This window comes from Falsihalocynthiibacter arcticus (assembly GCF_000812665.2).
GTDB lineage: Bacteria > Pseudomonadota > Alphaproteobacteria > Rhodobacterales > Rhodobacteraceae > Falsihalocynthiibacter > Falsihalocynthiibacter arcticus.
Map to the genome: position 1 here is coordinate 1,614,663 of NZ_CP014327.1, position 23,106 is coordinate 1,637,768.

The following is a 23,106-nucleotide window of genomic DNA, read 5'->3' on the forward strand; positions in this document are numbered from 1 at the left end:
ATGAGTTTTGTTCGGCCTGAAGTTCTCGAAAGACTCAAGCAGTATCAGGAAGTTGCTTGGGGAATCGCCGCGGTGGTTCTCGGAGTGATCGGATTTTTGGCGGGCGGCTTCATAACGTTCATTTCCATTCCGCTCCTATTAGCGGGGGCGGCGTTTGTCTTCTTGGGTTTGCGCCGCGCACGGTTTCGTATCCTTCGCGCAAAGGCCCCTATCTCTGACGGCGTCGTGGAAATGGTGGAGCAAGAAGTGACCTTCTTCTCCAGCGGAATTGGCGGCACTATCGCGATGGATCAAGTCGTCAAAATTGAGATTCAAACCATCGACAAAGGCCCAAATACGCAGGCTATGCATTGGATCTTCTATCAACGCGACGGTCAACCCGTACGTATTCCTTCGGGGGCGGTTGGGGCCGAAGGCCTTTTTGATGCGCTTGTCGCTTTTCCGGGGGCTGACTACGAAAAAGTGATCGCCGCCAGCCAATCAACCCAGAATAGCCGTTTCCTGATCTGGCAGGATGAGGGCTATATCTCGCGGCGAATGTTGCATTGACATCCCCTAATTTTCACCTCACGACTTAAACCCCAATAACCCACTGGAGCCCGTCTCATGTCTATCCCACAAACCGGCGCAGGCCCCATCGAAAGCCATGACCAATTGGCGCAACTCTTGGAAGACGGCTGTAAGCCCAAATCTGATTGGCGCATTGGAACGGAACACGAGAAATTCGGGTTTTGCCAAGATAGTTACAAGCCACTTCCCTATGAAGGCGAGCGCTCGATTGTGGCCGTTTTGGGCGGATTGCGCGACAAATTCGGCTGGGCTCCGATGGAAGAGGGCGGCAAATTGATCGGCCTAACCAAGAATGGGGCCAATGTTTCGCTGGAACCCGGAGGTGCTTTGGAGCTTTCCGGTGCCCCGCTTGAGACCATCCACGAGACCTGTGACGAGGTGAATGACCACCTGCGCGAAGTCAAAGAAATAGCTGATCATATTGGAGTCAAATTCATCGGCCTTGGGGCCGCACCAATTTGGATGCACGACGAAATGCCCCTAATGCCCAAAGGGCGCTATAAGCTGATGGACGCTTATATGAACAAAGTGGGCACGATGGGCACGACGATGATGCGCCGCACCTGTACGGTTCAGGTGAATATAGATTTCGGCTCTGAGGCGGATATGGTGCAAAAGCTGCGGGTGGCCCTCGCGCTCCAACCCGTTGCAACCGCGCTTTTCGCGAATTCGCCGTTTTTCGAAAACAAAATAAACGGTCATAAATCATGGCGCAGCCGCGTTTGGCGCGATCTTGACCCTGATCGCACAGGCACCTTGCCGTTTGTGTTTGAAGACGGCATGGGCTTTGAAGCTTGGGTGCAATACGCGCTCGATGTGCCGATGTATTTTGTCTATCGCGACGGAAAATACATCAACGCGCTGGGCCAAAGCTTCCGCGACTTCCTCAAAGGCGAACTCCCCGCGCTGCCGGGTGAAAAGCCAAGCCTATCTGATTGGGCCGATCACCTAACAACGATTTTCCCCGAAGCGCGGATCAAACAATTCCTTGAAATGCGTGGGGCCGATGGCGGCCCGTGGCGTCGCCTCTGTGCGTTGCCCGCGTTTTGGGTGGGCATGTGCTACGAGCAATCCTCGTTGGATGCGGCATGGGATTTGGCCAAAGATTGGGATACGGAAACCCGCGAAGGCCTGCGCGTTGCGGCCTCGGTTGATGGACTTCAGGGCGAATTTAACGGCATCAAAATGCTCGATCTCGCGCGCGAATGTGTGGCCATTGCCGATGCGGGTCTTAAGGCGCGTGCGCGTCCCGGTGCGGGCGGATTGATTCCTGACGAAACCCACTTCCTGAACACCCTCAAAGAGAGCGTCGAAACAGGACGTACCCCCGCCGATGAATTGCTTGAGAAGTATCACGGCGAATGGGGGGGGATTTGACCCGTATTTACGACGAGTACAGCTACTAGCCCGCGGATTTTCTTGCCTTAGAGGAATTTGTAGCGCAAATTTGCGGTATAAATTTCACAGGAAGGATTAGATATGCGCGATTTCTTTATTAATTCGTTTGAGAAGCTTATTGGCGTTCTCGTTGTTTTGATGGCGCTAGGCGTGCTTGTGGGAAGTGTGGTGGCGATGCTCGCCCCCGGCCAAGGTGGGATTTTCGCGGGCTTGCTTTTCCTAGTTTTTGGGTCTCTTTACGTCATCCTAATGGGCGGATTTTTCTATATGGCCCTCGGCATTTATCATAACACACGCCGCTCCGCTGAAGCTTTGGAGCGCCTTGGAAATAAATAGAATAGACTCTTAACAGAATAAAAAACCCGCCGATTTATTTCGGTGGGTTTTCTTGAGAAGTCCGTGAAATGTCGACTTAGGCGCCCGTTTTTGGCGACTTTTTTTGCCCGATTTTCGGCTCACTGCCGACCCGCAAGCGCGCGACGTTGGCGCGGTGTCGCCAATAGATCAGAATGGCAAGCACAACGCCGAGGATGAAGGTAGTGTCACGGCTCAAAATAACCATCCACACGGGCGCAAATCCCGCCGCCATAAGCGCTGCTAGCGAAGAATAGCGGAGCAAAACGGCAAATGCCAACCATGTGCCACAGGCCGCGAGGCCGATTATGGGGTTTAGGGCGAGCATGATCCCAAGATAAGTTGCCACACCTTTGCCGCCCGCGAATTTCAGCCAAACCGGATAGCAATGGCCCAAAAACGCGGCCAGTCCAGCGATTTGTGCCGCGCCTTCGCCCCACATTGCATAGGCGATGAGGACGGCGACCGCCCCTTTGCCCCCGTCCAAAACCAATGTGAGGGCTGCGGCGGTTTTGTTGCCGGTGCGCAAAACGTTGGTGGCGCCGATGTTGCCTGAGCCGATTTCCCGCAAGTTCCCAAGCCCCATCGCTTTGGCCAAAATCATCCCGAAGGGAATTGACCCAAGGACATAGCCAAGGATTGCGGCAAGGGCCAAAACGGCTGCGGAAGTCTCAATGATCGGCATATTCGGCTCCAAAAATGGCGTGTCCAGCGACAAAACTCATCCGTACCTTGCCCTGCATTCGCTGCCCGTCAAAGGGGGTATTTTTAGATTTTGACTTTAGGGAAAAACGATCCAGCACAAAAGGCGCATTGATATCAAATAGAACGAGGTCCGCAGGCGCGCCAATCGCGAGGCGTCCACAGGGAAGCCCGAGGCGTCTTGCGGGATTAAGCGCGAGTGCCGCGAATAGTGTCGGTAGGTCGATTAACTCGCTATGGACCAAACGGAGGGCGGCAGGCAGCAGGGTTTCGAGCGCGACAGCGCCTGAGGCGGCCTCTTGGAAGGGGAGGCGTTTGCTCTCTTCGTCCTGTGGGGTGTGCATCGAGGAGATGATGTCAATCAGGCCGGTGGCTACGGCATCGACCATCGCAAGGCGATCATCCTCGGAGCGCAACGGCGGCTTAACCTTAAAGAACGTGCGATAATCGCCGACATCAAGTTCGTTGAGCGTAAGGTGATGGATACTGACCCCTGCGGTCACATCAAGCCCCGCGTCTTTGGCGCGTTGCAGTGCGGGCAGGGCGGCGGCAGTAGAGAGTGTGTCGGCGTGGTAACGGGCACCGGTCATTTCAACCAACGCGAGGTCGCGCTCAAGCCCCATCCGTTCGGCCATCGGCGACACGGCAGGCAAGCCGCGCAGCGAAGCAAATTTTCCGGAGGTTACGGCCGCGCCTTTGGACATGTTTGGGTCTTGGGGGTGGGCAATAACCAATGCTCCGAGGCTTTTCGCATAAGTCAGTGCGCGAGAGAAAACTTTGTTATCAGCGACCACATGATCGCAATCGGAAAAGGCAATGGCCCCCGCATCCGTAAGGAAGCCGATTTCCACCATTTCATGGCCCAAGCGGCCTTTGGTCAGGGCGGCCATGGGGAGGATATTTATGGGCGCGGCCTCGTTGGCGCGACGTGTCACAAATTCCAGCGCTTCGGGCGTGTCGAGAGCTGGGGAGGTATCGGGACGGGTGATCATTGTAGTGACCCCACCCGCCGCCGCCGCTGCGCCTGCGGTGCGGAAACTTTCCTTGTGACGTTCTCCTGGTTCGCCGATTTTAACGCCGATATCCACAATCCCGGGTGCAAGGTGAAGGCCGCGACAATCGATCGTGTTCGTGCAGGCGGGGGGCGTTCCCGTGCCTTTGTCCGCAATCAAACCCGCGTCGAGCAGCAACCAACCGAGGGCTTCGGTTTTGTCTTCGGGGTCGATCAAAATCGCGTTGGCGAGCAGAGTTTTCATATTTGGCTTCCTAGGCTTAGAAGATTAGGCGGCGGAACGATTGCGCAAATTTCGGGCCAAAAGGTCCATCGCGGCCATGCGAACGGCGACGCCCATCTCGACTTGTTCCTGAATGACACTGCGGTTGATGTCGTCGGCGATAGTGCCGTCGATCTCGACGCCGCGATTCATCGGGCCAGGGTGCATGACAATGGCGTCGGGTTTGGCATAGGACAACTTCTCGGCGTCAAGGCCGTAGCGGTGGTAATATTCGCGCTCGCTTGGGATAAATCCGCCGTCCATTCGCTCCTTTTGGAGGCGCAGCATCATCACAACGTCAACGTCCGCAAGGCCTTCGCGCATATCATCAAAGACTTCGACGCCAAACTCGGAAATCTGACTAGGCATCAGAGTTGTGGGTCCAACGAGGCGCACACGATTTTCCATTTTCCCAAGCAGGATCAGGTTACTGCGGGCAACCCGCGAGTGGGCAATATCGCCACAGATGGCAATAGAGAGCCGATGCAAACGCCCCTTGGCGCGGCGGATCGTAAGGGCATCCAGCAAGGCCTGAGTCGGGTGCTCGTGAAAGCCATCACCCGCGTTCAAAACGGCACAATTCACCTTCTCGGCCAACAGGTTGACGGCACCGGAATGTGGATGGCGCACCACCAGCAAATCGGGGTGCATGGCATTCAGGGTGAGCGCCGTATCGATTAGGGTTTCGCCCTTTTTCGTGCTGCTGGCCTGCATTGCCATATTCATCACGTCCGCCCCCAAACGCTTGCCTGCAAGCTCAAAGCTGGCCTGTGTGCGCGTCGAGTTTTCAAAGAACATGTTGATCTGGGTCAGGCCCGCCAAAACATCGGAATGTTTGGTTTTGGAGCGGTTTAATTCGACATAGGTCTCGGCCAAATCTAAAAGTGTGGTGATCTCATCTGGGGCGAGATATTCGATCCCCAAAAGATGCTTGGCGCGGAAAGTCATGGCTAGCCCCTGTGTCGATTTTCTCGCTTATAGAAACTACGGCGCGCGGGGGCAATTTATTCTTTTCTCCGCTTTACCCTTTGCCCCCCGCAGCATACTTTAAACGGATGGAGACAGAACTCGGATATTATGAGGCGAAAGCCTTGTTGGAATGGCAGATCGAGCTCGGTGCCGATGAGGCGATCGAAGATTCTCCGATTGATCGCTATGAAATTCCGGCGACACTGGCTCCCCCTGCGGCACTTGTGAAAAAAACCGCGAAACCTGCGCCTATTATTCATACCGAAGTGAGCGCAGAGGATCTCTTGGAAGAAGCACGTCGCAGGGCGGTTGCTGCGGCACAAGGGGCTTCGACCCTCGCAGAACTTGCATCCGCAACCGAGGCATTTGAAGGCTGTGACCTGAAAAAAGGCGCGCGCGGGTTTTGTTTTTCCGATGGCAATCCGCAAGCGCGGATCATGGTGATCGGTGAAGTTCCCAGCGTTGACGAAGATCGCAACAATACCCCGTTTTATGGGGCAATAGGTCAGCTATTGGACCGTATGTTTGCCGCTATAGGCCATGTCCGTGGTACGCCTGATCCTGAAGCCGCGCTCTACCTCACAACGGTTTTGCCTTGGCCAACACCGCAAGATCGCGAACCCACGATGAATGAGCTTACCTTGATGCGGCCGTTTTTGGCCCGTCATATTGAACTTGCTAACCCCGATGTGGTTGTGTTGATGGGGAATTCGTCGTGCCTTGCGCTTTTGGGAAAAGGGAATATCAACCGCCAGCGTGGTCAATGGACAACGGCCCAAGAACGGCCAGCGCTCCCTATGTTGCACCCGTCGAAACTGCTGCGTTCCCCAGAGAGTAAACGCGAAGCATGGGCGGACCTCTTGGCGTTGCAAGCCCGCCTTCGGGAGTTGAGCCATGTCTGAACGCGCTTTTTTACCCGTCCGCATTGCCGTTTTAACGGTGTCAGATAGTCGTTCCCTCGCGGAGGACCGTTCGGGGCAAATCTTGGTGGATCGGCTTACAGCGGCTGGGCATATTTTGGCGTCGCGTGAAATTATCCACGACGAGCGGGACCAAATCGCGGCACGATTGCGTGCGTGGTGTGCCGATCCTGAAATTGACGTGATTATTTCCACGGGCGGCACGGGCCTCACGGGGCGCGATGTTACTGTTGAAGCGCATCGCGACGTCTATGAAAAAGAGATAGAGGCCTTTGGCACGGTGTTTGCAATCGTTTCGATGAAGAAAATTGGCACATCCGCCGTTCAAAGCCGCGCAACTGGGGGCGTTGCAAATGGAACATATTTGTTCGCTTTGCCTGGCAGTCCTGGCGCGTGCAAAGATGCGTGGGATGAAATTTTAGTCCACCAACTCGATTATCGGCACATGCCTTGTAACTTTGTCGAAATTTTTCCGCGATTAACGGAAAAAATGCGTAGGAAGTAAGTTTCTGCTGCATATTCTCTTTATCCGTCCCTGTCGGTCGGCACACGAATTCTTGATTCTGGCGCCATTCCCATTGTGGTAAAATGCGCCAACGGAGACAATTTATGCGATTTCTTGGCCGGAGCCTGATTGGCGTCCTTTTACTGTCCCTCACCCTTGGGATTTTGGCATGGGCGGGGCAGGTTGTGTTCTCTGCCGTGCGATCTTTGGCCGAGCAAGAAGATCGTCAAAGACCCGTCCGCGAGCGGGCATTTGCCGCGAATGTCCTTGATGTGGTTGCGGGCGAGCATACCCCTGTGTTTACCGCGTTTGGCGAAGTGCGCAGCCGGCGTATTCTAGACGTGCGTGCGGCATCTGGCGGGACTGTTGTTTTCATGGATGAGGCGTTTGAGGAAGGTGGGCGTGTGACCCAAGGCCAGCTTCTTTTGCGTATTGATCCCGCAGATGCCCAAGACACGGTGAAGCGGGTTGCGGCGGATATTCTGGAGGCGAATGCGGAGTTGAGCGAGGCGGAAGCGGCGCTGATTTTGGCGAACGAAGACCTCGCGGCGGTACAGGCTCAAGCGGACCTGCGCGAAGCGGCCCTCACGCGGCAAAACGATTTGCGAAAGCGGGGTGTTGGCACTGATGCTTCTGTTGAAACCGCAGCCCTTGCGGTCGCGGCGGCCAATCAGGCGATTGTGTCGCGCCGCCAAGCCATCGCGCAGGCCGTGGCGCGGGTGAGTACAGCAAAAACATCTCTCGTGCGGCAAGATATTGAGAAAATCGAAGCCGAACGCCGCCTTGCGGAAACCGAAATCTATGCGGCCTTTACAGGGACGCTTTCGGGGGTAACCCTCGTTGAGGGAGGGTTGGTGACAAATAATGAACAGATCGCGCAACTGATTGATCCCACGCTTCTTGAGGTCGCGTTTCGCGTCTCCACCGGCCAATACGCGCGGCTTTTGGATGGGCAAGGGCGCCTGATTGGATCGAATATTTCGGTGAGCCTCAATGTCTTGGACCTTGATTTAGAGGTCTCGGGTAAAATTACCCGCGAAAGCGCGAGCGTCGGCGAGGGGCAAACGGGCCGCGTGCTTTATGCCAGTCTTGAGGACGCGCCCGGTTTCCGCCCCGGGGATTTCGTGACCGTACATGCCGACGAGCCTGTTTTGCGGCGCGCCGCCCTTATTCCTGCCCTCGCCATCAATGCCGCTTCTGAAGTTTTGGCCGTTGGGGAGGAAGACCGACTTGAGTCCGTTGTGGTGAGTGTTTTGCGGCGACAGGGCGATGATGTTTTGATCGAAGCAGAGGCGCTTTATGGACGGCAAGTCGTCGCCGAACGTTCGCCGCTTTTGGGGGCAGGGATTAAGATAACACCGTCGCGGCCTTTAAGTGTGCAAGACACCGAACAAGCAGCCAAGCCCGAACCAGAGTTGGTTGAACTTACGGACGAGCGACGCGGCAAGTTGATCGCTTTTGTCGAAAGCAATCAACGGATGCCCGCCGACGCGCGGGAACGCATTCTTGGCCAGCTGTCCCAACCTAAAGTCCCGTCAAGTGTGGTCGAGCGACTTGAAGGTCGGATGGGGGGCTGATCATGGCGCGTAAACTTTCCGGATCTGCAAGTGGTGTGTTGTCCTATTTCACGCGTCACGCCACCGCAGCAAATCTCCTTTTGGTGGTCATGATTGCCCTTGGATTGGCCGCAGCACCCCGTATGCGTGCGCAGTTTTTCCCCGATATCGTCATTGATAACGTAAGCGTCTCGGTGCGATGGGAGGGGGCCGGATCAGAGGATGTGGACTCCGCGATTATCCAATTATTGGAGCCTGTGTTACTGTCAGTGGAGGGGGTTGAAACCTCGACGTCGACATCAAGAGAAGGTAGTGCTTCGGTCTCGCTCGATTTTGAAGACGACTGGGACATGGCCCGCGCGACGGATGATGTTCAGTCAGCCGTGAATACGATTTCCAACCTGCCTGAGGGGGCTGACGATCCCGTTGTCCGGCGCGGTGCATGGCGCGATCGCGTCACGGATGTGGTTCTAACTGGGCCGGTAGACGCCGAGCAACTCGGGCGTTTGGCCGATGAATTCGTCGCGCGCCTATTCGCTGAGGGCGTTACACGCGCAAGTATCCGCGGCCTTTCTGCGCCAGAAACCATCGTTGAGGTTACAGCGACCTCGCTGATTCAGAATGACCTTTCGATGGCTCAAATCGCTTCGGTCATTGCCGCAGAAGCCGCTGCTGATCCCGCAGGGGATGTTGAGGGCGCCAATATTCGGGTCCGCACGGGGGTCGCGAAAAAGAGTATTGATGAAATCTCATCCGTGGTGATTGAGAGCAAATCTGACGGCACCCAACTCACAGTGGGCGATGTGGCAACGATCACCACGTACGGCGTCGATCATGATCGGGCCTATTTTGTCGGTGACAATCCCGCAATTGTTGTCCGCGTGGATCGTTCGGCCCAAGGCGATGCAATCGGTATTCAAAAACAGGTGGAGAAGGTCGCCGCCGAGATGCGGACGGTGGTTCCACAGGGGGTGTCCGTCGCCCTGATCAACACCCGCGCCGAAGCGATAACGGGGCGGTTAAATCTGTTGCTTGAGAATGGTTTGATGGGCCTCGCCCTCGTTGTTACATTGTTGTTTTTGTTCCTCAACGCGCGCACGGCAATTTGGGTCGCGGCGGGTATTCCCGTCGCGATGTTGGCGGCGGTTGCAATCATGTATGCGGGGGATTGACCTTCAACATGATCTCGCTATTTGCGTTGATTATTACGCTCGGCATCGTTGTGGATGACGCGATTGTTGTTGGCGAACACGCGGATTTTCGGGCACGGCGTCTTGGGGAATCCCCTGTTGAGGCCGCAGAGAACGCCGCGCGGCGGATGGCTCCGCCTGTTTTCTCTGCAACCATCACGACTGTGATTGCCTTTTTCGGATTGGTGGCGATTGGCGGGCGGTTTGGCAGCTTGATTGCGGATATTCCGTTTACCGTTATCGCCGTTTTGATTGCGTCGCTTGTTGAGTGCTTTTTGATCCTACCTAACCACCTCAGCCATGCTCTGGCCCATTCCGGTAAAAATCATTGGTACGACGCGCCAAGTCGAGTGGTTAACCGTGGCTTTGGCTATGTACGCGATAACTTTTTCCGCCCGATGATGCGATTGGTGGTGCGCCTTCGCTATCCTGTGTTTGCGGCGGGCATCCTTTTGCTGGCGTCGCAGGCAGCGGTTTTTATCAGAGGCGATGTGCAATGGCGGTTTTTTAATGCGCCAGAACTTTCGACCATCACGGGGAATTTCGCCATGGTGGACGGTGCCACGCGCGACGACACAAAAGTGATGATGCAAGAAATGCAACGCGCTGTGGAGGTGCTGGGCATGCGGTACGAGGGCGAGCATGGTACCAATCCTGTGGCCTATTCCCTCGCCGAAATTGGCGGGAATGCAGGGCGTGGATTTTCGGGGGTCGAGTCTAAAGATTCTTCGCTTTTGGGGGCAATTTCCGTCGAACTCATCGACGCGGATCTGCGCCCTTACAGCAGCTTTACCTTCCTCGCCGATTTGCAGGACGAGATGGTTCAAACACCTCGCACCGAACTTGTGAGCTTTAGAGGCGGCCGGTCAGGCCCAGGTGGTGATGCGCTGGATGTTCAGTTTTATGGCGCTTCTGCAGTTACCCTCAAAGAGGCCGCGGAAGCCTTGAAAACCGCGCTCATCTCTTTCCCTGAAGTCTCGGCGCTTGAAGATACGCTGTCTTATGACAAGGAAGAACTCATTCTTGAGTTGACCCCACAAGGCCAGTCGCTCGGATTTTCTATTGATGACTTAGGGCGCATTTTGCGCGACCGTTTAAATGGTATTGAGGCGGCGACCTACCCAGACGGGCCTAGGAGCGCAAAAATTCGCGTTGAACTTCCGAAAGGGGAGCTTGGTGCGGACTTCTTAGAACAGTCCTACCTGCGGGCCGAAAGCGGTAGTTATGTGCCTTTGGGTGATATTGTAACGGTAAAACGCCAGACTGGTTTTTCGACCGTGCGGCGCGAAAATGGCCTGCGCGTTGTCACTGTGACGGGGGATATCTCCGACGATGATCCTGCGCGGGCAGTGGCGATCTCGGAACAATTGCGCGATGAAATACTGCCTCAAATTGAGTCCGACTTCGGGGTTGGGTGGAATCAATCTGGCTTGGACGAACAGGGGCGCGATTTCCTAAATGATGCGTTTCTGGGTTTGATTTTGTGCCTGACGGGCATCTACCTCGTGTTGGCTTGGGTGTTCTCGAGTTGGACGCGCCCGATTGTTGTGATGGCGATTATTCCCTTCGGCCTCGTGGGGACGATTTATGGCCATGCGGTATGGGATGTGCCACTGTCGATGTTCTCGGTTGTAGGGCTGATCGGGATGACGGGCATTATCATCAACGACTCGATCGTTCTGATTACAACGATTGACGAATACGCCGAAGAACGCGGTTTGTTCCCTGCGATTGTTGATGGGGTCGCGGATCGATTGCGTCCTGTCATGCTCACCACGCTGACAACTGTTCTGGGCCTTTCACCCCTATTGTTTGAAACCTCAAGCCAAGCGCAATTCCTGAAACCAACGGTGATTACATTGGTGTATGGGCTCGGATTTGGCATGGTGCTTGTGTTGTTGGTTGTGCCGTCTTTGGTCGCCATTCAAAGCGACACGGCGCGTCACGTCGCGGCGTTTAAACGCGCGATCCGGTTTCCCGTGGGCGGGGCCGTTGCGTCATGGAGTGTGGCCATTTTGGTGGGGCTGTCCGCTGTGATTTTTGCCGCAACTTTGGGGGCCGCTCTCCTGACGGGCGCGCTTTGGACGCCTTTGCTTGCGGCCGTTCCTAGACTCGCAGATGGACCCGTTATGCCAACGGCTTTTGGGGTGTTTGTCGCGGGAATTCTGCTGGCTACTTTGGTGGTTTACCTCATTGGCGCGGTGGTTATGGCGCGGCAAGTTAATCGTAAACTAGCTGGGTGAGCGACAGCCGATAAACTCCACCATGTCGCTCTCGCCCAGAACCGTGAGGCGCAGATCACTGCGTTGTAGCCCTGTCGGGAGGCCTGTGTCGCTAGCAAGGGATGTTTCCACATTGAGGGTGTTCCCATTGCGTGAAACGCGGGTCGGACTCACCCAGAGTGATTGATCGCTGTGTTCAACGACAGCAATTTCCTGCCCTTTGAGGGGGGGAGTTTCGCTGTGATCCGCACTCCCATGCCCGCGGCACTGGGGATAAAATCACATGTCGCGGTTGTTTTGGATGCGCGCGCGCCCAGTGAGAGGGCGTTTTTGATTGCTTTGGTCCCCACTTCCCCCGTTGCGGGCAAATCAGTATCAAATGAAAGCTGTACGGGAATGCAGACATCCGCGCAGACTCCGATCTGAATTTCACCCGCAAGGCGCGCAGGTGCGCTCGGGTTTTTGAGGGTCACTGTCATCGGTACAATCACTTGGTCGTGGTACACAAATGATTGCAAACCGAATTTTGTTTCGGCTTTGGGGCGCGGCCAAGAAAAAGAAATCCCCGAAATATTCTCGCTTTGCGTCAGGCTAAATTGCGGGGGAATTCCGGCTTCACCCGGCACACGCCAATAGGTCACCCAATCTGGTGCAAGCGCGATTTTTATTGCCGCGATTTGGGTGCCATCCTGCGCCCGCCACCCCGTTAGTATCTCCAACGAAACCATTTTGTCGCCGTCCAAGCTGGATTGTGCGGAGCCTTGAGACACCGCTGACGTAAGGGCAAGGACCGCAGAGAAAAACGCACGACGAAAGAGGGAAAAATGTTTCATATAACCAGATATAGGACACACCCCCTTTTTGGAAAATCACATTTCAGCGAAAACACCGTGACTGCGCCATTTAATCCACTTGAAACACGCCAACTTTCTAAGCAAACTAACCAGATGATAAGTGTGACGGAAAGCTTAAGCGGTAAACTTCTGATTGCGATGCCCGGAATGGGGGATACGCGATTTGACCACAGTGTTGTGTATCTCTGTGCCCATTCCTCCGAGGGCGCGATGGGGATCATCGTTAACAAGCCTTCCTTTAACGTGAAATTTGACACGCTGATAGACCAACTCGGGATTGCGCCCAATGATCGTGGCGACGACATTCATGTGCATTTTGGCGGCCCCGTTGAGCACGCGCGCGGATTTGTGCTGCACTCCAATGATTACGATGGCGGCGAAACAACCCTTCAAGTGGATCAAAATTTTGGAATGACGGCCACGCTAAATATTCTTGAGGATCTATGTACTGGCAATGGTCCGCAAAGTGCTTTGTTGGCCTTGGGGTATGCGGGATGGGGGCCGGGGCAGTTAGAGAACGAAATCCTCGCCAACGGATGGTTGACCTCAGATGCGGACCCAGACGTGGTTTTTGAAGCAGACAACATGGAAAAATGGGAAGCGGCTCTTGCCAAGCTTGGGGTGAGCCCGTTGATGCTGTCTTCGGTGTGTGGCAACGCTTAACGCGGCGCTGCGGCGCGACGCAGACGGTCGTTAATCGCTTGTCCAAGTCCAACTTCTGGTATCGGTGCGAAGGCGATTTTTTCGGCATTTAAGGCGTTGGCTTGATGCAAGATATCAAACAAATTCGCCGCCGCCTCATGTAAGTCCCCGCTAGGGGAAAGTGTAAGATCAGCGTCTTTGGTTTCGCCAAACCCAACAAGAACCTCGCCCGCAAGTTTTTCGGTCGCATTTAGACGCACTGGGGCGCTGGGCGCATAGTGGCTCAAAAGTTGGCCCGGTGCAGATATCTCGCCCTCTTTTGCGTCGGCGAGGTCGCGCCCGAGGCACTGTTCGATCGCTTCTTTGGGCAACCCACCGTGCCGTAAAAGCGTGGGGGTTGTGACGCATCCAATAATCGTACTTTCGAGGCCAACTTCGCAGGAACCGCCATCTAAAATCGCGTCGATGCGTCCCGATAGGCCGTCAACAACATGGGCCGCAGTTGTGGGGCTGATCTTGCCAGAGGGATTCGCAGAAGGGGCGGCGACAGGGCCTTGGAAGATCTGCAAAAGATCGTGCGCCAAAGGAGCCGCAGGGACGCGCAGTCCAAGCGACCCAAGCCCCGCCGTGACCAAACTCGACAGCCCTGCATCCGCGCGCAGAGGTACAACAAGCGTGAGTGGGCCGGGCCAAAAGGCCTGTGCAAGCGCGCGGGCATCCTCATTAAACACCCCGTACTTTTCGGCCGCCTCAAGGGAGGCGACGTGGACGATCAGCGGATTGAACTGGGGCCGTCCTTTGGCGTGGAAAATACCCGCAACTGCCGTGCTATTGCGCGCATCGGCGCCAAGCCCGTAAACCGTCTCGGTCGGAAAGGCGCAAAGCCCTCCGCGCGTTAAGACTTTTGCTGCTTGATTGACGCCGTCTGGCGTTTCTGGGAGGAGAAGGGTTTGAATAACAAGTCTTTCTGACGTGGCGTTTTTATTGATGGTCGCGCGGGATGTACTAGGTTCGATCTTGAATTCACAAGACATAACGGCGTCGGGCGTTTTTGCCAAGCTGTTGAACGGAGGCCAAATGCCCTATCGCGCACCGACTGCTGATTTTCAGTTTATTTTCGACAATATTGTGGGCCTTGAGCAGACATACGCAACCGAGAAGTTCGCCGAAGCGACGCCCGATGTTGTGGAAGCGATTCTCCTCGAGGCGGGTAAATTATGCGACGATGTGATTGCGCCGTTGAATCGGATTGGGGATTTGGAACCTGCACGCCTTGAGAATGGTGTCGTGCGTACATCCACTGGTTTTGCCCAAGGCTATGCCGCGATTGCCGACGGTGGATGGATTGGCGCGGCGGCCTCGGAGGAGTTTGGCGGTATGGGCCTGCCGTTTGCGGTTTTGACCGCCGTGAACGACATGATGTCGGGCGCGTGTTTGGCGCTTCAGTTGAATCCATTGCTTACCCAAGGGCAAATCGAAGCGCTGGAACATCACGCCAGCGACACCATCAAAGCCCTCTACCTCCCCAAGCTGATTTCCGGCGAATGGAGTGGCACGATGAACCTGACCGAATCTGCGGCGGGGAGCGATGTTGGCGCTTTGTCGACGAAAGCTGTGGCTATGGGCGATGGCGAATACGCCATTACAGGTGAGAAAATATACATCAGCTGGGCCGACAATGATTTTACCCAAAACGTCTGTCATCTCGTTTTGGCGCGCTTGCCGGACGCTCCTGCAGGGACGCGCGGGATTAGCCTGTTTATGGTGCCTAAGCTGATACCCGATGAAAACGGTGTACCTGAGATAGCGAATACGCTGAAGGTTGTGTCGCTTGAGCATAAAACAGGTTTGCACGGTTCGCCGACCGCCGTTTTGAGTTTTGATGGCGCGAAAGGCTGGATTGTCGGGCAGGAAAATGGTGGCATGAAAGCCATGTTCACCATGATGAACAACGCTCGTCTAGGGGTTGCAGTCGAGGGTATTGGGGTTGCAGAAGCGGCCTTCCAACATGCCTTGGCCTATGCAGTTGAGCGCAAGCAAGGTCGCACACCTGTTGAAGGGGGCCGCGGCACAATCGTGGAGCACGCGGATGTGCGGCGGATGCTTGCCACAATGAAATCACAGGTGTTTGCGGCCCGTTCCATCGCCCTGTCTTGCGCGGTTGCGATCGACATGGGGAACGCGACGGGCGAGGCAGATTGGCGCGATCGGGCGGCCTTTTTAACCCCTATCTCCAAGGCCTATGGCACGGATGTCGGGATCGAAGTTTCGACCATGGGCGTTCAGGTGCACGGCGGCATGGGGTATATTGAGGAAACGGGCGCGGGGCAATTTACCCGCGATGTGCGCGTCACCGCAATTTACGAAGGCACGAACGGCATTCAGGCAATGGACCTTGTGGCCCGCAAAATGATGGATGACGGCGACGCGGCCTTCCGTTTGCTTGAAGAAGTTGAAAATAATGCCGAGTCCGCCCGTGGCCAGTTCCCGCAAATGGCGGGTGCGGTTTGGGCTTCCGCCGAGACCCTGCGAGAAGCGACGGAATGGCTCGTTAGCCAAGATGATATGAGCGACCGTTTTTCCGGAGCCGTTCCTTTCCTGAAGGCTTTCGCGCTTGTTTTGGGCAGTCATGCTCACCTTAAAGCGGCGATGGCGGAGGAGGGCGAAGGCCCGCGCACACGGCTTGCACGCTTCTATGTGAAACGATTGCTGCCCGAGCATGTGGCCCTGCTTCAACATGTTCGCGAAGGGAAAAAGGACCTCTTTGCGATCACCGCCGAGGACCTTGGCGCGTGAACGCGCAGGGGCGCAAAATAGCGGCGGGAATCAGATATCCGTTTGAAACGCCGCCCGCTGAGGGGGAGGCAATTACGGTTGCGCCGGGGGTGTTATGGATGCGCCTGCCTTTGCCGATGAAGCTGGATCACGTGAACGTCTATGCCTTTGACGACGGGGAAAGCTGGACGATTGTTGACACAGGGTTTGATACAAAAAGAACCCGCGAGATTTGGCGAGACTTGATGGCGGGGCCTTTGGAGGGCAAACCCGTCGCGCGCCTTTTGGTGACCCATCACCATCCCGATCATGTGGGCCTTGCGGGGTGGTTTCAAACGGAATTCGGTACAGAATTGATCACTACACGCACGGCGTGGCTGTCCGCGCGCATGTTAACGCTTGATAATCAGGAGCTTCCAACCGAGGAAAACCTGACGTTTTGGCGGCAGGCGGGGATGGAAGTCGCGACCTATACGAAACGCTCCCAAGAACGTCCGTTTAATTTTGCCGATATCGTCACGCCAATGCCGGTTGGGTACTCGCGTATCCAAGAAGGGGACACGTTGGAAATTGGCGGGCGAATGTGGGATGTGCGCATTGGCAACGGCCATGCGCCGGAGCATGCGTGTCTGTTTAGTCGCGACGACGAATTGGTGATCGGGGGCGATCAACTCCTGCCGTCAATCTCGCCTAATATTGGTGTTTATGCCACCGAACCGATGGCCGACCCCCTCGGTGAATGGCTCGAGGCTTGCGAACGTTTGAGCGCCTATGCACGTGCGGACCAGTTCATTTTGGGCGGGCACAAGCTGCCGTATACGGGCCTTCCTACGCGGCTTAAGCAATTGATAAAAAACCATCATAGCGGTTTGGAGCGTTTGTTGGACTTCCTTGAAACCCCCAAAACGGCACATGAATGTTTCCCTCCGCTGTATAAACGAACAATCGGCGAGGGCGAATACGGGCTTGCATTGGTTGAAGCAATCGCGCACGTAAATCACCTATATTTGGCGGGGAAAGTCACCCGCTCAGCCCGCGAAAATGACGCGTGGGAGTATTGCGTGAAGGAGAGTGTCGATGGACGAGGAAATTAAAACTACGGCCGAAGCCGTAGAAGCCGATGCCTTGCCGCGCGCGCATGTAGTGCATTGTGGCCCAAATCCACCTGAGACCATTGAGCAGAAGCCGGTGCCAAAGGGCGTATCTAAAACCCCAATGGGGCAAAAAACACCCGCTCACTGGGCATATGAGCGCTTGATTATGTATATCAAAAACTTCGAAGAGCAGCTCGACAATGAGCACGAAGTGGCCATGGGATTTGTTGGTGGCGACGCAGGGGTGTTACGGATTGAGGGGCTTGGTTATTATGATCCTGATATCATTACATTCTATGGCACCGAAACTTCGGGTGCCAAAACGCAATTGATCCAACATGTCTCTCAACTCTCGGTCATGCTGCGCGCTCTTCCCAAGCTGAAGGCGGCCGCCGCGCCAAATAGAATTGGCTTTCGACTGGCGGCAGATTTAGAAGAAGGCGCCAAGTGAATGTCAGAGGGTGACATGCCGCTCTGAATCGTTTAATTGGTCGATAATCATGACATGTGACACAAAAAAGGAATAACCAGATGGCCGAACATAAGCACGGTGAAGCGGACGTTGAAGTTCAAGAAAACACCTTTGCCGGATTTATTAAATTGGTGACTTGGGGAGGCGGAATTTCGATCGGCATTCTGATCTTTTTAGCGCTTTTCAATACATAAGTGCAGACTCAAAACGGCGGCTCATGGGCCGCCGTTTGTACGTATTTTAAGGCCCATTCGCTCTAGTTAAGCAAGTAGAGCGAAAGATACAGCGCAATGCCGCCGCAAAAGAACGCGGCGAGGAAATTCTTGCTGAAATACCCCACTGAGAGTGTGACACCTGCGGCGATTAAACGTGCGGGATCAAGATCGCCGCCCGTGGCGTTGGGCCAAAGAACCAGCGGAGCCACAAGCCCGGGCATCACGGCAACCGGTGTATAACGCAAATGGCGCAGCAACCATTCCGGTAATTCACGTCCGCCAATGAGGCCAAGGAACGAGAAGCGGATTAAGTAGGTTCCGAGCCCCAAACCAACGATGATGAACCAAATATTTGCGTCCGAATAAGTCATGTGGCGTTCCTTTCCATCCAGACTTCAATTTGCGCGCCTACGATCATGGCAGCAAAGGCGGCGACCAACAGGCCGGTTCCCGCGGGCATAAAGCCCAGAAGCAACGAGAGGATGATGGAAACTACCGCTGCGGCCACATGGGCTGCCGTACGTAACATCGGGGCGACCATGGCCAAAAACGTGATGGGAACCGCGAAATCCAAGGCGAACGCGGGCGGGATTTCCGAGCCGACCTTTGCCCCGACGAAGGTGAAAATATACCAAACAGGCGTGAGGAGGGTCATTGTCCCAGCAAAATACGCAAACCGCTCTGCGACGCTCATTTTCGGGCGCTTTTCGTATTCCGAGATGCTGACAGAATATCCCTGATCCACCAACAAATAGCTGACGGTTGCGCGTTGCCATAGGGGGGCTTTGCCAAGGTAAGGCACAAGTGACGCGGAATACATTGTCATCCGCAAGTTGACCGCGAGGCTTGTCAAAAGCACGATAATTGTGGGGGCGTTTTCATCCATCAAGGAGACGGCCGTGAATTGCGCCGCCCCCGCGATCACCAAAATTGAGAAGGACATGACATGGAGGATGTCCAACCCGCTCTCGGTCGCGACGACGCCAAAAAGCAATGCAAACGGCGCGCCGACGACGAGAAAAGGCGATCCGTCGCGAAGACCACGCCAAAACGCGGATTTGATGGTGGAGTTGGGCATGGACTGGCTCTAAGCTATCGGAAAATTAAGCTAAACCTATAGAGGGACGGTCTGTGGCAACAACCCCAAATATTGTACCAATGTTGATTGCGCCGGATCCGGAGTGCGCGGGCTTGACCCGCAAAGTCGTCGGATTTGATCAGGCCGGATTGCCTGTGGAAATCGATGTCGTCGAGGAACGACCGTTAACGATTTACCTCAACAGTCAAGAGATCGTTACGGCCATGACAATTGGTGATTACCCCGACTATTTGGCGCTTGGGTTTCTGCGTAATCAGGGGATGTTGAACGCGGATGATGTTGTGACGGGCGTCGATTATGATGAGGACTTGCAAGTCGTCGTTGTGCGTACGGAACGCAAGACCGACTATGAGGAAAAAATGCGCAAGAAGATCCGCACAAGTGGCTGTGCCGTGGGAACCGTATTTGGCGATATGATGGAGGGGTTGGAAGCACTTGAATTGCCCAAGGTCGAGGTGAAAACCAGTTGGCTCTATGCGTTGGCGGACAGTATTAATCGCATGCCAAGCCTGTATTTGACGGCTGGAGCCATTCATGGAACGGTGCTGTGCTATCAGGATAAGCCGTTGGTTTATATGGAAGATGTTGGTCGGCACAACGCCGTGGACAAGGTTGCGGGATGGATGTTTTCCACCGGGGCCGATCCGTCCGATAAAATTATGTACACGACGGGACGCCTTACCAGCGAGATGGTTATTAAATGCGCGCAAATGGGCATTCCAACCCTTGTGTCCCGTTCGGGGTTTACCGCTTGGGGTGTTGAGATTGCACAGTCGATTGGGCTGACCCTTATCGGGCGCATGCGTGGGCAACGCTTTACGTGTTTGTCGGGGAAGAGCGCCTTATTCGGGATGTAAAACCCGTGATGCGCAACAAGGAGGCGTCGCAATGAAAGCACCATTAGGCGTTATCTTGGCTGGCGGGGAATCGCGGAGAATGGGGGGCGGGGACAAGTGTTTGACCCACCTTGGTGACGTGCCATTGTTGACGCATGTGATTGAACGTCTGTCGCCGCAAGTCGCGGATATTTCCCTCAACGCGAACGGCGACGCGACGCGGTTTTCGGCCTTTGGACTGCACGTTATCGGCGATACGATTGTGGGTTATGCTGGGCCACTTGCGGGGGTGCTTGCGGGCCTTGATTGGGCCGCAGAACAGGGGGCGGATCATATCGTTACCGCCGCCGCCGACACACCATTTTTCCCTGCGGACATTGTACCAAGACTGTTGCTCGCGTCGGAAATCGAAAACTTGCCGATTGCGATGGCGGCGACACCAAATGAGGCTGGTAAAGTGATGTTGCATCCGGTTTTCGGGCTGTGGCCAGTTGCCCTGCGGGAGGATTTGCGAGCAGCGCTGAAGGGCGGCGTGCGAAAGGTCATCCTTTGGGCAGATACGCATGGGGTCGCAAAGGCGGTTTTCCCAACCACGCCGTTTGACCCGTTTTTCAACGTGAATACCCCCGAAGATTTGGCACAAGCGCGTGCATTTTTGGCGGCCGGTGCATGAGGGTTTTTGGAATCACGGGTTGGAAAAACAACGGCAAAACTGGCTTGATGGAACGGCTGATTTCCGAGATTACGAGGCGGGGTTTCTCGGTCTCCACAACCAAACACGCGCATCATCGGTTTGACATCGATCAGGAAGGCAAAGATAGCCATCGGCATCGAACCGCAGGCGCAAAGCAGGTGCTACTTTCATCGTCGCAACGCTGGGCGTTGATGGGTGAATTGCGTGGAGAACAGGAGCCGGACCTCGCGGCGCATTTGGCGCGACTAGATCCTGTTGATTTGGTTTTGGTTGAAGGGTTTAAGGCGTCACCCCACCCCAAAATAGAAGTGCATCGCGCGGAGGTGGCGCGGGAGGCGCTCATTTGCCTAAAGGATGCGAGCATTGTTGGCGTGGCTTCAGATCAACCGCAGGATTTACACGTCCCCGTTTTTGATTTGGATGATACCGCGGCGATTGCGGATTTTGTGTTGATGCAAGTCGGGCTTGGAACCAGCGACGTTCCCCCAGTCAAAGACGATTGCTTTGCCCTGCCGGAAGGCACGCATTGGACGCCGGTTCAGGAGGCATTGGACCGCTTGAAGGGGCGATTATCAACGGTGGTTGGCGTTGAGAAAATTCCGTTGGACGCAGCTTCGGGGCGCATTTTGGCTTTGGATCAAGTGGCTTTGCGGGCCAATCCGCCCGCGGCAAACTCGGCGGTTGATGGGTATGGGCTTTCCAATTCTGGCGTTGCCGGTTTGCAAGAATTTCAGGTGCTGGATGGGCGTGCCGCTGCGGGTGCCCCGTATGAGGGATCTGTCGCGGCGGGTCAGGCCGTGCGCATTTTGACGGGGGCAGTTTTGCCCGCCGGAGTTGACAGTGTGGTGATGCAAGAAGATGTCGCTTTCCAAGGGGGCGCGATCAAATTTAACGGGCCACTCAAGCCGCGAGCGAACACCCGCCGCGCGGGCGAGGATGTGGATAAGGGAGAGGTCATTTTGCGCGCGGGGCAAAGGCTGACCGCGCCCGAGATCGCTATTCTGGCAGCGACGGGCACGCAGGATGTTCCGGTTTTTCAGCAGTTGCGCGTGGGTGTGCTTTCAACCGGGGACGAAATTGTCGCGCCGGGAAGTACGCAAATCCCGTCGGCAACATATGACGCTAATCGCCCGATGTTGTTATCGCTTGCGGCGGCGTGGGGGCACGTAGCGGTGGACCTTGGGCATGTAGAGGATGACCGTAATGTGCTTGAAGCCGCACTGGATGCTGCGGCCTCCCAAGTCGATGTTGTCTTCACCTCTGGCGGCGCGTCGGGGGGAGATGAGGACCATGTGGGGGCCCTTTTGGCCGAGAAAGGTGCACTGCAAACTTGGCGCATAGCGATAAAACCTGGGCGGCCATTGGCCTTAGCGCTGTGGAAAGGCGTGCCGGTTTTTGGCCTTCCTGGCAACCCAGTGGCGGCATTTGTTTGTGCGTTGATTTTTGCGCGCCCGTCGCTTGGTGTTTTATCAGGGGCGGAGTGGGATGTGCCGCTTGGCTTTAATGTTCCGGCGGCGTTTTCCAAACGAAAGAAACCTGGTAGGCGGGAGTTTTTGCGTGCGCGTTTGGCGGAGGATGGACGGGTTGAAGCTTTTGCCTCGGAAGGGTCAGGGCGGATATCTGGGCTGAGCTGGGCGAATGGATTGATCGAACTTTCAGAAGATCAGACCGAAATCAATGAGGGTTCGCCCGTTCGGTTTTTACCATTTTCGGGTTTTGGAATTTAGTCGAAGGTACCCGAGACGCGGCCCAAAAGCATAAATGCCCGCGCGGTTCTTGTATCAGTAATTTCGGCGATTTCCATGTCGGTGGCGTCGGCCTCAAAGACGGAAAAGGTTTTGTCGAACTGGCGCAAAAAATGATGTGACGTGTCGCGGAAAATGGGATCCTGACGCATACGTCCCGCAGTTAACGCCAAGCAAGACCGATCCCGAATGCCGCCAATAACCGCCACTGTCCGACCACGTTCACCGTTGGCAAACTGGCGCCAGATGTCGGGGCGCGCCCGATCCGGGCGCAGGTCGTCCATGTAAATCCCGTCTTGACTGAGCAGGGTCAAAACGTCTTGTGCGGACTGGATGAGGCGGGAGGCTTCGCGATCTTTGAGGGCACGACGCAGGGCGGCGAAACCTTCCTTGTCCTCGGCATTTTCGGGGAAATTCACGGCCCGAATAAAATCAGCTTTGGACAAGGGTGGCGCGATGTCCTCAGAGGATGTGCCGAGAGCCAACGTTGGTTGCGCGTCATAGGATTGTCGGGCAGTGGTCAGGGCCGCAGACTTGATCAACATTGGGGCAGGTGCACTCGCTGGGCGTGAGGTTGCAAAGGTCGCTATCGTGGATTCGGTTTGGCGTTGAGCGGAAACGATCTGGTCCAATTTCTCAACCACGGAAGGAATATTGGCCAGTGTGACGCTCTGCTGTTGGGCAACATAGCTAAGGCGCATGGCGTCTATTGAAGCTTGGAGGCGCGCACCCTCGTCGCGGATGGTCCGCGCGCTGCGCGCTGATAAAACACCCACCCAAACAACCGCGACGGGCAGGAAAACGGCTACCAAAGTCATGATGAACCGCAACGACTCAAGTTGAGCTGCTGCGGTGTCGCCTTGAGACATCAAGACAATAGCTGCAACGCCGACCATCCATACCGCCGACAGTGCGACAGCAAGCTTTTCGGGCCTCGAAAGGCCCGCTGCTGTGGCGCGCTGGGAGCTAACTCCCAAGTCTAGTGTTTCTTGTTTTTCGGTACCCGCCATGGAGAACTTT

The 23,106-nt window shown here is 55.5% G+C and carries 21 protein-coding genes and 3 pseudogenes; 15 read left to right on the forward strand and 9 right to left on the reverse strand.

Annotation, left to right across the window (positions count from 1 at the left end):
* The 3 genes and pseudogenes from RC74_RS07995 (at position 1) to RC74_RS08005 (ending at position 2,304) form a co-directional block, all read left to right on the forward strand.
* A complete protein-coding gene (locus RC74_RS07995) occupies positions 1-549 on the forward strand; it encodes a hypothetical protein (protein ID WP_039001773.1) in 549 nt (182 codons plus the stop codon).
* A 57-nt stretch (positions 550-606) separates the two neighbouring features.
* Positions 607-1,976 (forward strand): annotated as a pseudogene (locus tag RC74_RS08000) (glutamate--cysteine ligase).
* Positions 1,977-2,049: 73 nt separating this feature from the next.
* A complete protein-coding gene (locus RC74_RS08005; RefSeq protein ID WP_039001775.1) occupies positions 2,050-2,304 on the forward strand; it encodes a hypothetical protein in 255 nt (84 codons plus the stop codon).
* A gap of 76 nt (positions 2,305-2,380) precedes the next feature.
* Here RC74_RS08005 and plsY read toward each other — a convergent pair whose 3' ends face one another.
* The 3 genes from plsY to RC74_RS08020 are packed head-to-tail and all read right to left on the reverse strand — an operon-like array spanning position 2,381 to position 5,246.
* Positions 2,381-3,007, reverse strand: coding sequence for a glycerol-3-phosphate 1-O-acyltransferase PlsY (gene plsY, locus RC74_RS08010; protein ID WP_039001776.1), 627 nt, complete (start codon positions 3,005-3,007; stop codon positions 2,381-2,383).
* A complete protein-coding gene (gene pyrC, locus RC74_RS08015; protein WP_039001777.1) occupies positions 2,994-4,280 on the reverse strand; it encodes a dihydroorotase in 1,287 nt (428 codons plus the stop codon). The genes plsY and pyrC overlap by 14 nt, the downstream gene beginning before the upstream one ends.
* A 24-nt stretch (positions 4,281-4,304) precedes the next feature.
* A complete protein-coding gene (locus RC74_RS08020; protein WP_039001778.1) occupies positions 4,305-5,246 on the reverse strand; it encodes an aspartate carbamoyltransferase catalytic subunit in 942 nt (313 codons plus the stop codon).
* Positions 5,247-5,353: 107 nt separating this feature from the next.
* On the opposite strand from RC74_RS08020, the gene RC74_RS08025 reads away from it, so the two are divergent.
* From RC74_RS08025 to RC74_RS08040, 4 genes and pseudogenes are all read left to right on the forward strand, one after another.
* Positions 5,354-6,169 carry a uracil-DNA glycosylase gene (locus RC74_RS08025; RefSeq protein WP_039001997.1) on the forward strand — a complete coding sequence of 272 codons (816 nt, stop codon included), beginning with the start codon at positions 5,354-5,356 and terminating at the stop codon, positions 6,167-6,169.
* Positions 6,162-6,692, forward strand: coding sequence for a molybdenum cofactor biosynthesis protein B (gene moaB, locus RC74_RS08030; protein ID WP_039001779.1), 531 nt, complete (start codon positions 6,162-6,164; stop codon positions 6,690-6,692). Before RC74_RS08025 ends, moaB begins: the two co-directional genes overlap by 8 nt.
* A gap of 104 nt (positions 6,693-6,796) precedes the next feature.
* Positions 6,797-8,269 carry an efflux RND transporter periplasmic adaptor subunit gene (locus RC74_RS08035; protein WP_039001780.1) on the forward strand — a complete coding sequence of 491 codons (1,473 nt, stop codon included), beginning with the start codon at positions 6,797-6,799 and terminating at the stop codon, positions 8,267-8,269.
* 2 nt (positions 8,270-8,271) lie between these two features.
* Positions 8,272-11,681, forward strand: a pseudogene (locus tag RC74_RS08040) (efflux RND transporter permease subunit).
* Here the strand turns inward: RC74_RS08040 and RC74_RS23380 are convergent.
* Both RC74_RS23380 and RC74_RS08045 read right to left on the reverse strand, forming a co-directional pair.
* On the reverse strand, positions 11,670-11,792 hold the full coding sequence (locus tag RC74_RS23380) for a hypothetical protein (RefSeq protein ID WP_257722132.1): 123 nt from the start codon (positions 11,790-11,792) through the stop codon (positions 11,670-11,672). The pseudogene RC74_RS08040 and the gene RC74_RS23380 sit on opposite strands and share 12 nt — an antisense overlap.
* A 38-nt stretch (positions 11,793-11,830) precedes the next feature.
* Positions 11,831-12,493, reverse strand: a complete 663-nt coding sequence (locus RC74_RS08045) for a protein-disulfide reductase DsbD domain-containing protein (RefSeq protein WP_062628181.1) — start codon at positions 12,491-12,493, stop codon at positions 11,831-11,833.
* Positions 12,494-12,607: 114 nt separating this feature from the next.
* Here RC74_RS08045 and RC74_RS08050 point away from each other — a divergent pair, with 114 nt between their 5' ends.
* The gene (locus tag RC74_RS08050; protein WP_039001998.1) at positions 12,608-13,177 is read left to right on the forward strand and encodes a YqgE/AlgH family protein; all 570 of its coding nucleotides are present in this window, start codon (positions 12,608-12,610) and stop codon (positions 13,175-13,177) included.
* Here RC74_RS08050 and RC74_RS08055 read toward each other — a convergent pair.
* Positions 13,174-14,190, reverse strand: coding sequence for an L-threonylcarbamoyladenylate synthase (locus RC74_RS08055; RefSeq protein ID WP_082802416.1), 1,017 nt, complete (start codon positions 14,188-14,190; stop codon positions 13,174-13,176). The two genes, RC74_RS08050 and RC74_RS08055, sit on opposite strands and share 4 nt — an antisense overlap.
* 43 nt (positions 14,191-14,233) lie before the next feature.
* On the opposite strand from RC74_RS08055, the gene RC74_RS08060 reads away from it, so the two are divergent.
* The 4 genes from RC74_RS08060 to RC74_RS08075 all read left to right on the forward strand — a co-directional run bounded on the left by RC74_RS08060 (position 14,234) and on the right by RC74_RS08075 (position 17,691).
* Positions 14,234-15,952, forward strand: coding sequence for an acyl-CoA dehydrogenase family protein (locus tag RC74_RS08060; protein ID WP_039001783.1), 1,719 nt, complete (start codon positions 14,234-14,236; stop codon positions 15,950-15,952).
* A complete protein-coding gene (locus RC74_RS08065; RefSeq protein ID WP_236940051.1) occupies positions 15,949-17,025 on the forward strand; it encodes an MBL fold metallo-hydrolase in 1,077 nt (358 codons plus the stop codon). The genes RC74_RS08060 and RC74_RS08065 overlap by 4 nt, the downstream gene beginning before the upstream one ends.
* On the forward strand, positions 17,009-17,476 hold the full coding sequence (locus RC74_RS08070; RefSeq protein WP_039001784.1) for a DUF6173 family protein: 468 nt from the start codon (positions 17,009-17,011) through the stop codon (positions 17,474-17,476). The genes RC74_RS08065 and RC74_RS08070 overlap by 17 nt, the downstream gene beginning before the upstream one ends.
* A gap of 80 nt (positions 17,477-17,556) precedes the next feature.
* Positions 17,557-17,691: an aa3-type cytochrome c oxidase subunit IV gene (locus RC74_RS08075; protein WP_039001785.1), complete on the forward strand. Its 135-nt coding sequence runs from the start codon at positions 17,557-17,559 to the stop codon at positions 17,689-17,691.
* A 62-nt stretch (positions 17,692-17,753) separates the two neighbouring features.
* Here the strand turns inward: RC74_RS08075 and RC74_RS08080 are convergent, their stop codons facing one another.
* Both RC74_RS08080 and RC74_RS08085 read right to left on the reverse strand, forming a co-directional pair.
* The gene (locus RC74_RS08080; protein ID WP_039001786.1) at positions 17,754-18,083 is read right to left on the reverse strand and encodes an AzlD domain-containing protein; all 330 of its coding nucleotides are present in this window, start codon (positions 18,081-18,083) and stop codon (positions 17,754-17,756) included.
* The gene (locus RC74_RS08085; protein ID WP_039001787.1) at positions 18,080-18,790 is read right to left on the reverse strand and encodes an AzlC family ABC transporter permease; all 711 of its coding nucleotides are present in this window, start codon (positions 18,788-18,790) and stop codon (positions 18,080-18,082) included. Before RC74_RS08085 ends, RC74_RS08080 begins: the two co-directional genes overlap by 4 nt.
* Positions 18,791-18,870: 80 nt before the next feature.
* Between RC74_RS08085 and RC74_RS08090 the strand changes: the two are divergent.
* The 3 genes and pseudogenes from RC74_RS08090 to RC74_RS08100 all read left to right on the forward strand — a co-directional run bounded on the left by RC74_RS08090 (position 18,871) and on the right by RC74_RS08100 (position 22,068).
* Positions 18,871-19,703 (forward strand): annotated as a pseudogene (locus RC74_RS08090) (formate dehydrogenase accessory sulfurtransferase FdhD).
* Entirely contained in the window at positions 19,700-20,320 is a 621-nt protein-coding gene (gene mobA, locus RC74_RS08095; protein ID WP_039001788.1) for a molybdenum cofactor guanylyltransferase MobA, read from the forward strand. Before RC74_RS08090 ends, mobA begins: the two are co-directional and overlap by 4 nt.
* Entirely contained in the window at positions 20,317-22,068 is a 1,752-nt protein-coding gene (locus tag RC74_RS08100) for a bifunctional molybdopterin-guanine dinucleotide biosynthesis adaptor protein MobB/molybdopterin molybdotransferase MoeA (RefSeq protein ID WP_082802221.1), read from the forward strand. Before mobA ends, RC74_RS08100 begins: the two co-directional genes overlap by 4 nt.
* Here the strand turns inward: RC74_RS08100 and RC74_RS08105 are convergent.
* Positions 22,065-23,096 carry a hypothetical protein gene (locus RC74_RS08105; RefSeq protein WP_039001789.1) on the reverse strand — a complete coding sequence of 344 codons (1,032 nt, stop codon included), beginning with the start codon at positions 23,094-23,096 and terminating at the stop codon, positions 22,065-22,067. The two genes, RC74_RS08100 and RC74_RS08105, sit on opposite strands and share 4 nt — an antisense overlap.
* Positions 23,097-23,106: the final 10 nt, after the last annotated feature.

What these genes read in the sequence shown, in the direction of transcription:
- RC74_RS07995 (WP_039001773.1), top strand. Translation starts at nt 1, where the DNA reads ATGAGTTTTGTTCGGCCTGAAGTTCTCGAAAGACTCAAGCAGTATCAG.
- RC74_RS08005 (WP_039001775.1), top strand. Translation starts at nt 2,050, where the DNA reads ATGCGCGATTTCTTTATTAATTCGTTTGAGAAGCTTATTGGCGTTCTC.
- plsY (WP_039001776.1), bottom strand. Translation starts at nt 3,007, where the DNA reads ATGCCGATCATTGAGACTTCCGCAGCCGTTTTGGCCCTTGCCGCAATC.
- pyrC (WP_039001777.1), bottom strand. Translation starts at nt 4,280, where the DNA reads ATGAAAACTCTGCTCGCCAACGCGATTTTGATCGACCCCGAAGACAAA.
- RC74_RS08020 (WP_039001778.1), bottom strand. Translation starts at nt 5,246, where the DNA reads ATGACTTTCCGCGCCAAGCATCTTTTGGGGATCGAATATCTCGCCCCA.
- RC74_RS08025 (WP_039001997.1), top strand. Translation starts at nt 5,354, where the DNA reads ATGGAGACAGAACTCGGATATTATGAGGCGAAAGCCTTGTTGGAATGG.
- moaB (WP_039001779.1), top strand. Translation starts at nt 6,162, where the DNA reads ATGTCTGAACGCGCTTTTTTACCCGTCCGCATTGCCGTTTTAACGGTG.
- RC74_RS08035 (WP_039001780.1), top strand. Translation starts at nt 6,797, where the DNA reads ATGCGATTTCTTGGCCGGAGCCTGATTGGCGTCCTTTTACTGTCCCTC.
- RC74_RS08045 (WP_062628181.1), bottom strand. Translation starts at nt 12,493, where the DNA reads ATGAAACATTTTTCCCTCTTTCGTCGTGCGTTTTTCTCTGCGGTCCTT.
- RC74_RS08050 (WP_039001998.1), top strand. Translation starts at nt 12,608, where the DNA reads ATGATAAGTGTGACGGAAAGCTTAAGCGGTAAACTTCTGATTGCGATG.
- RC74_RS08055 (WP_082802416.1), bottom strand. Translation starts at nt 14,190, where the DNA reads ATGTCTTGTGAATTCAAGATCGAACCTAGTACATCCCGCGCGACCATC.
- RC74_RS08060 (WP_039001783.1), top strand. Translation starts at nt 14,234, where the DNA reads ATGCCCTATCGCGCACCGACTGCTGATTTTCAGTTTATTTTCGACAAT.
- RC74_RS08070 (WP_039001784.1), top strand. Translation starts at nt 17,009, where the DNA reads ATGGACGAGGAAATTAAAACTACGGCCGAAGCCGTAGAAGCCGATGCC.
- RC74_RS08075 (WP_039001785.1), top strand. Translation starts at nt 17,557, where the DNA reads ATGGCCGAACATAAGCACGGTGAAGCGGACGTTGAAGTTCAAGAAAAC.
- RC74_RS08080 (WP_039001786.1), bottom strand. Translation starts at nt 18,083, where the DNA reads ATGACTTATTCGGACGCAAATATTTGGTTCATCATCGTTGGTTTGGGG.
- RC74_RS08085 (WP_039001787.1), bottom strand. Translation starts at nt 18,790, where the DNA reads ATGCCCAACTCCACCATCAAATCCGCGTTTTGGCGTGGTCTTCGCGAC.
- mobA (WP_039001788.1), top strand. Translation starts at nt 19,700, where the DNA reads ATGAAAGCACCATTAGGCGTTATCTTGGCTGGCGGGGAATCGCGGAGA.
- RC74_RS08100 (WP_082802221.1), top strand. Translation starts at nt 20,317, where the DNA reads ATGAGGGTTTTTGGAATCACGGGTTGGAAAAACAACGGCAAAACTGGC.
- RC74_RS08105 (WP_039001789.1), bottom strand. Translation starts at nt 23,096, where the DNA reads ATGGCGGGTACCGAAAAACAAGAAACACTAGACTTGGGAGTTAGCTCC.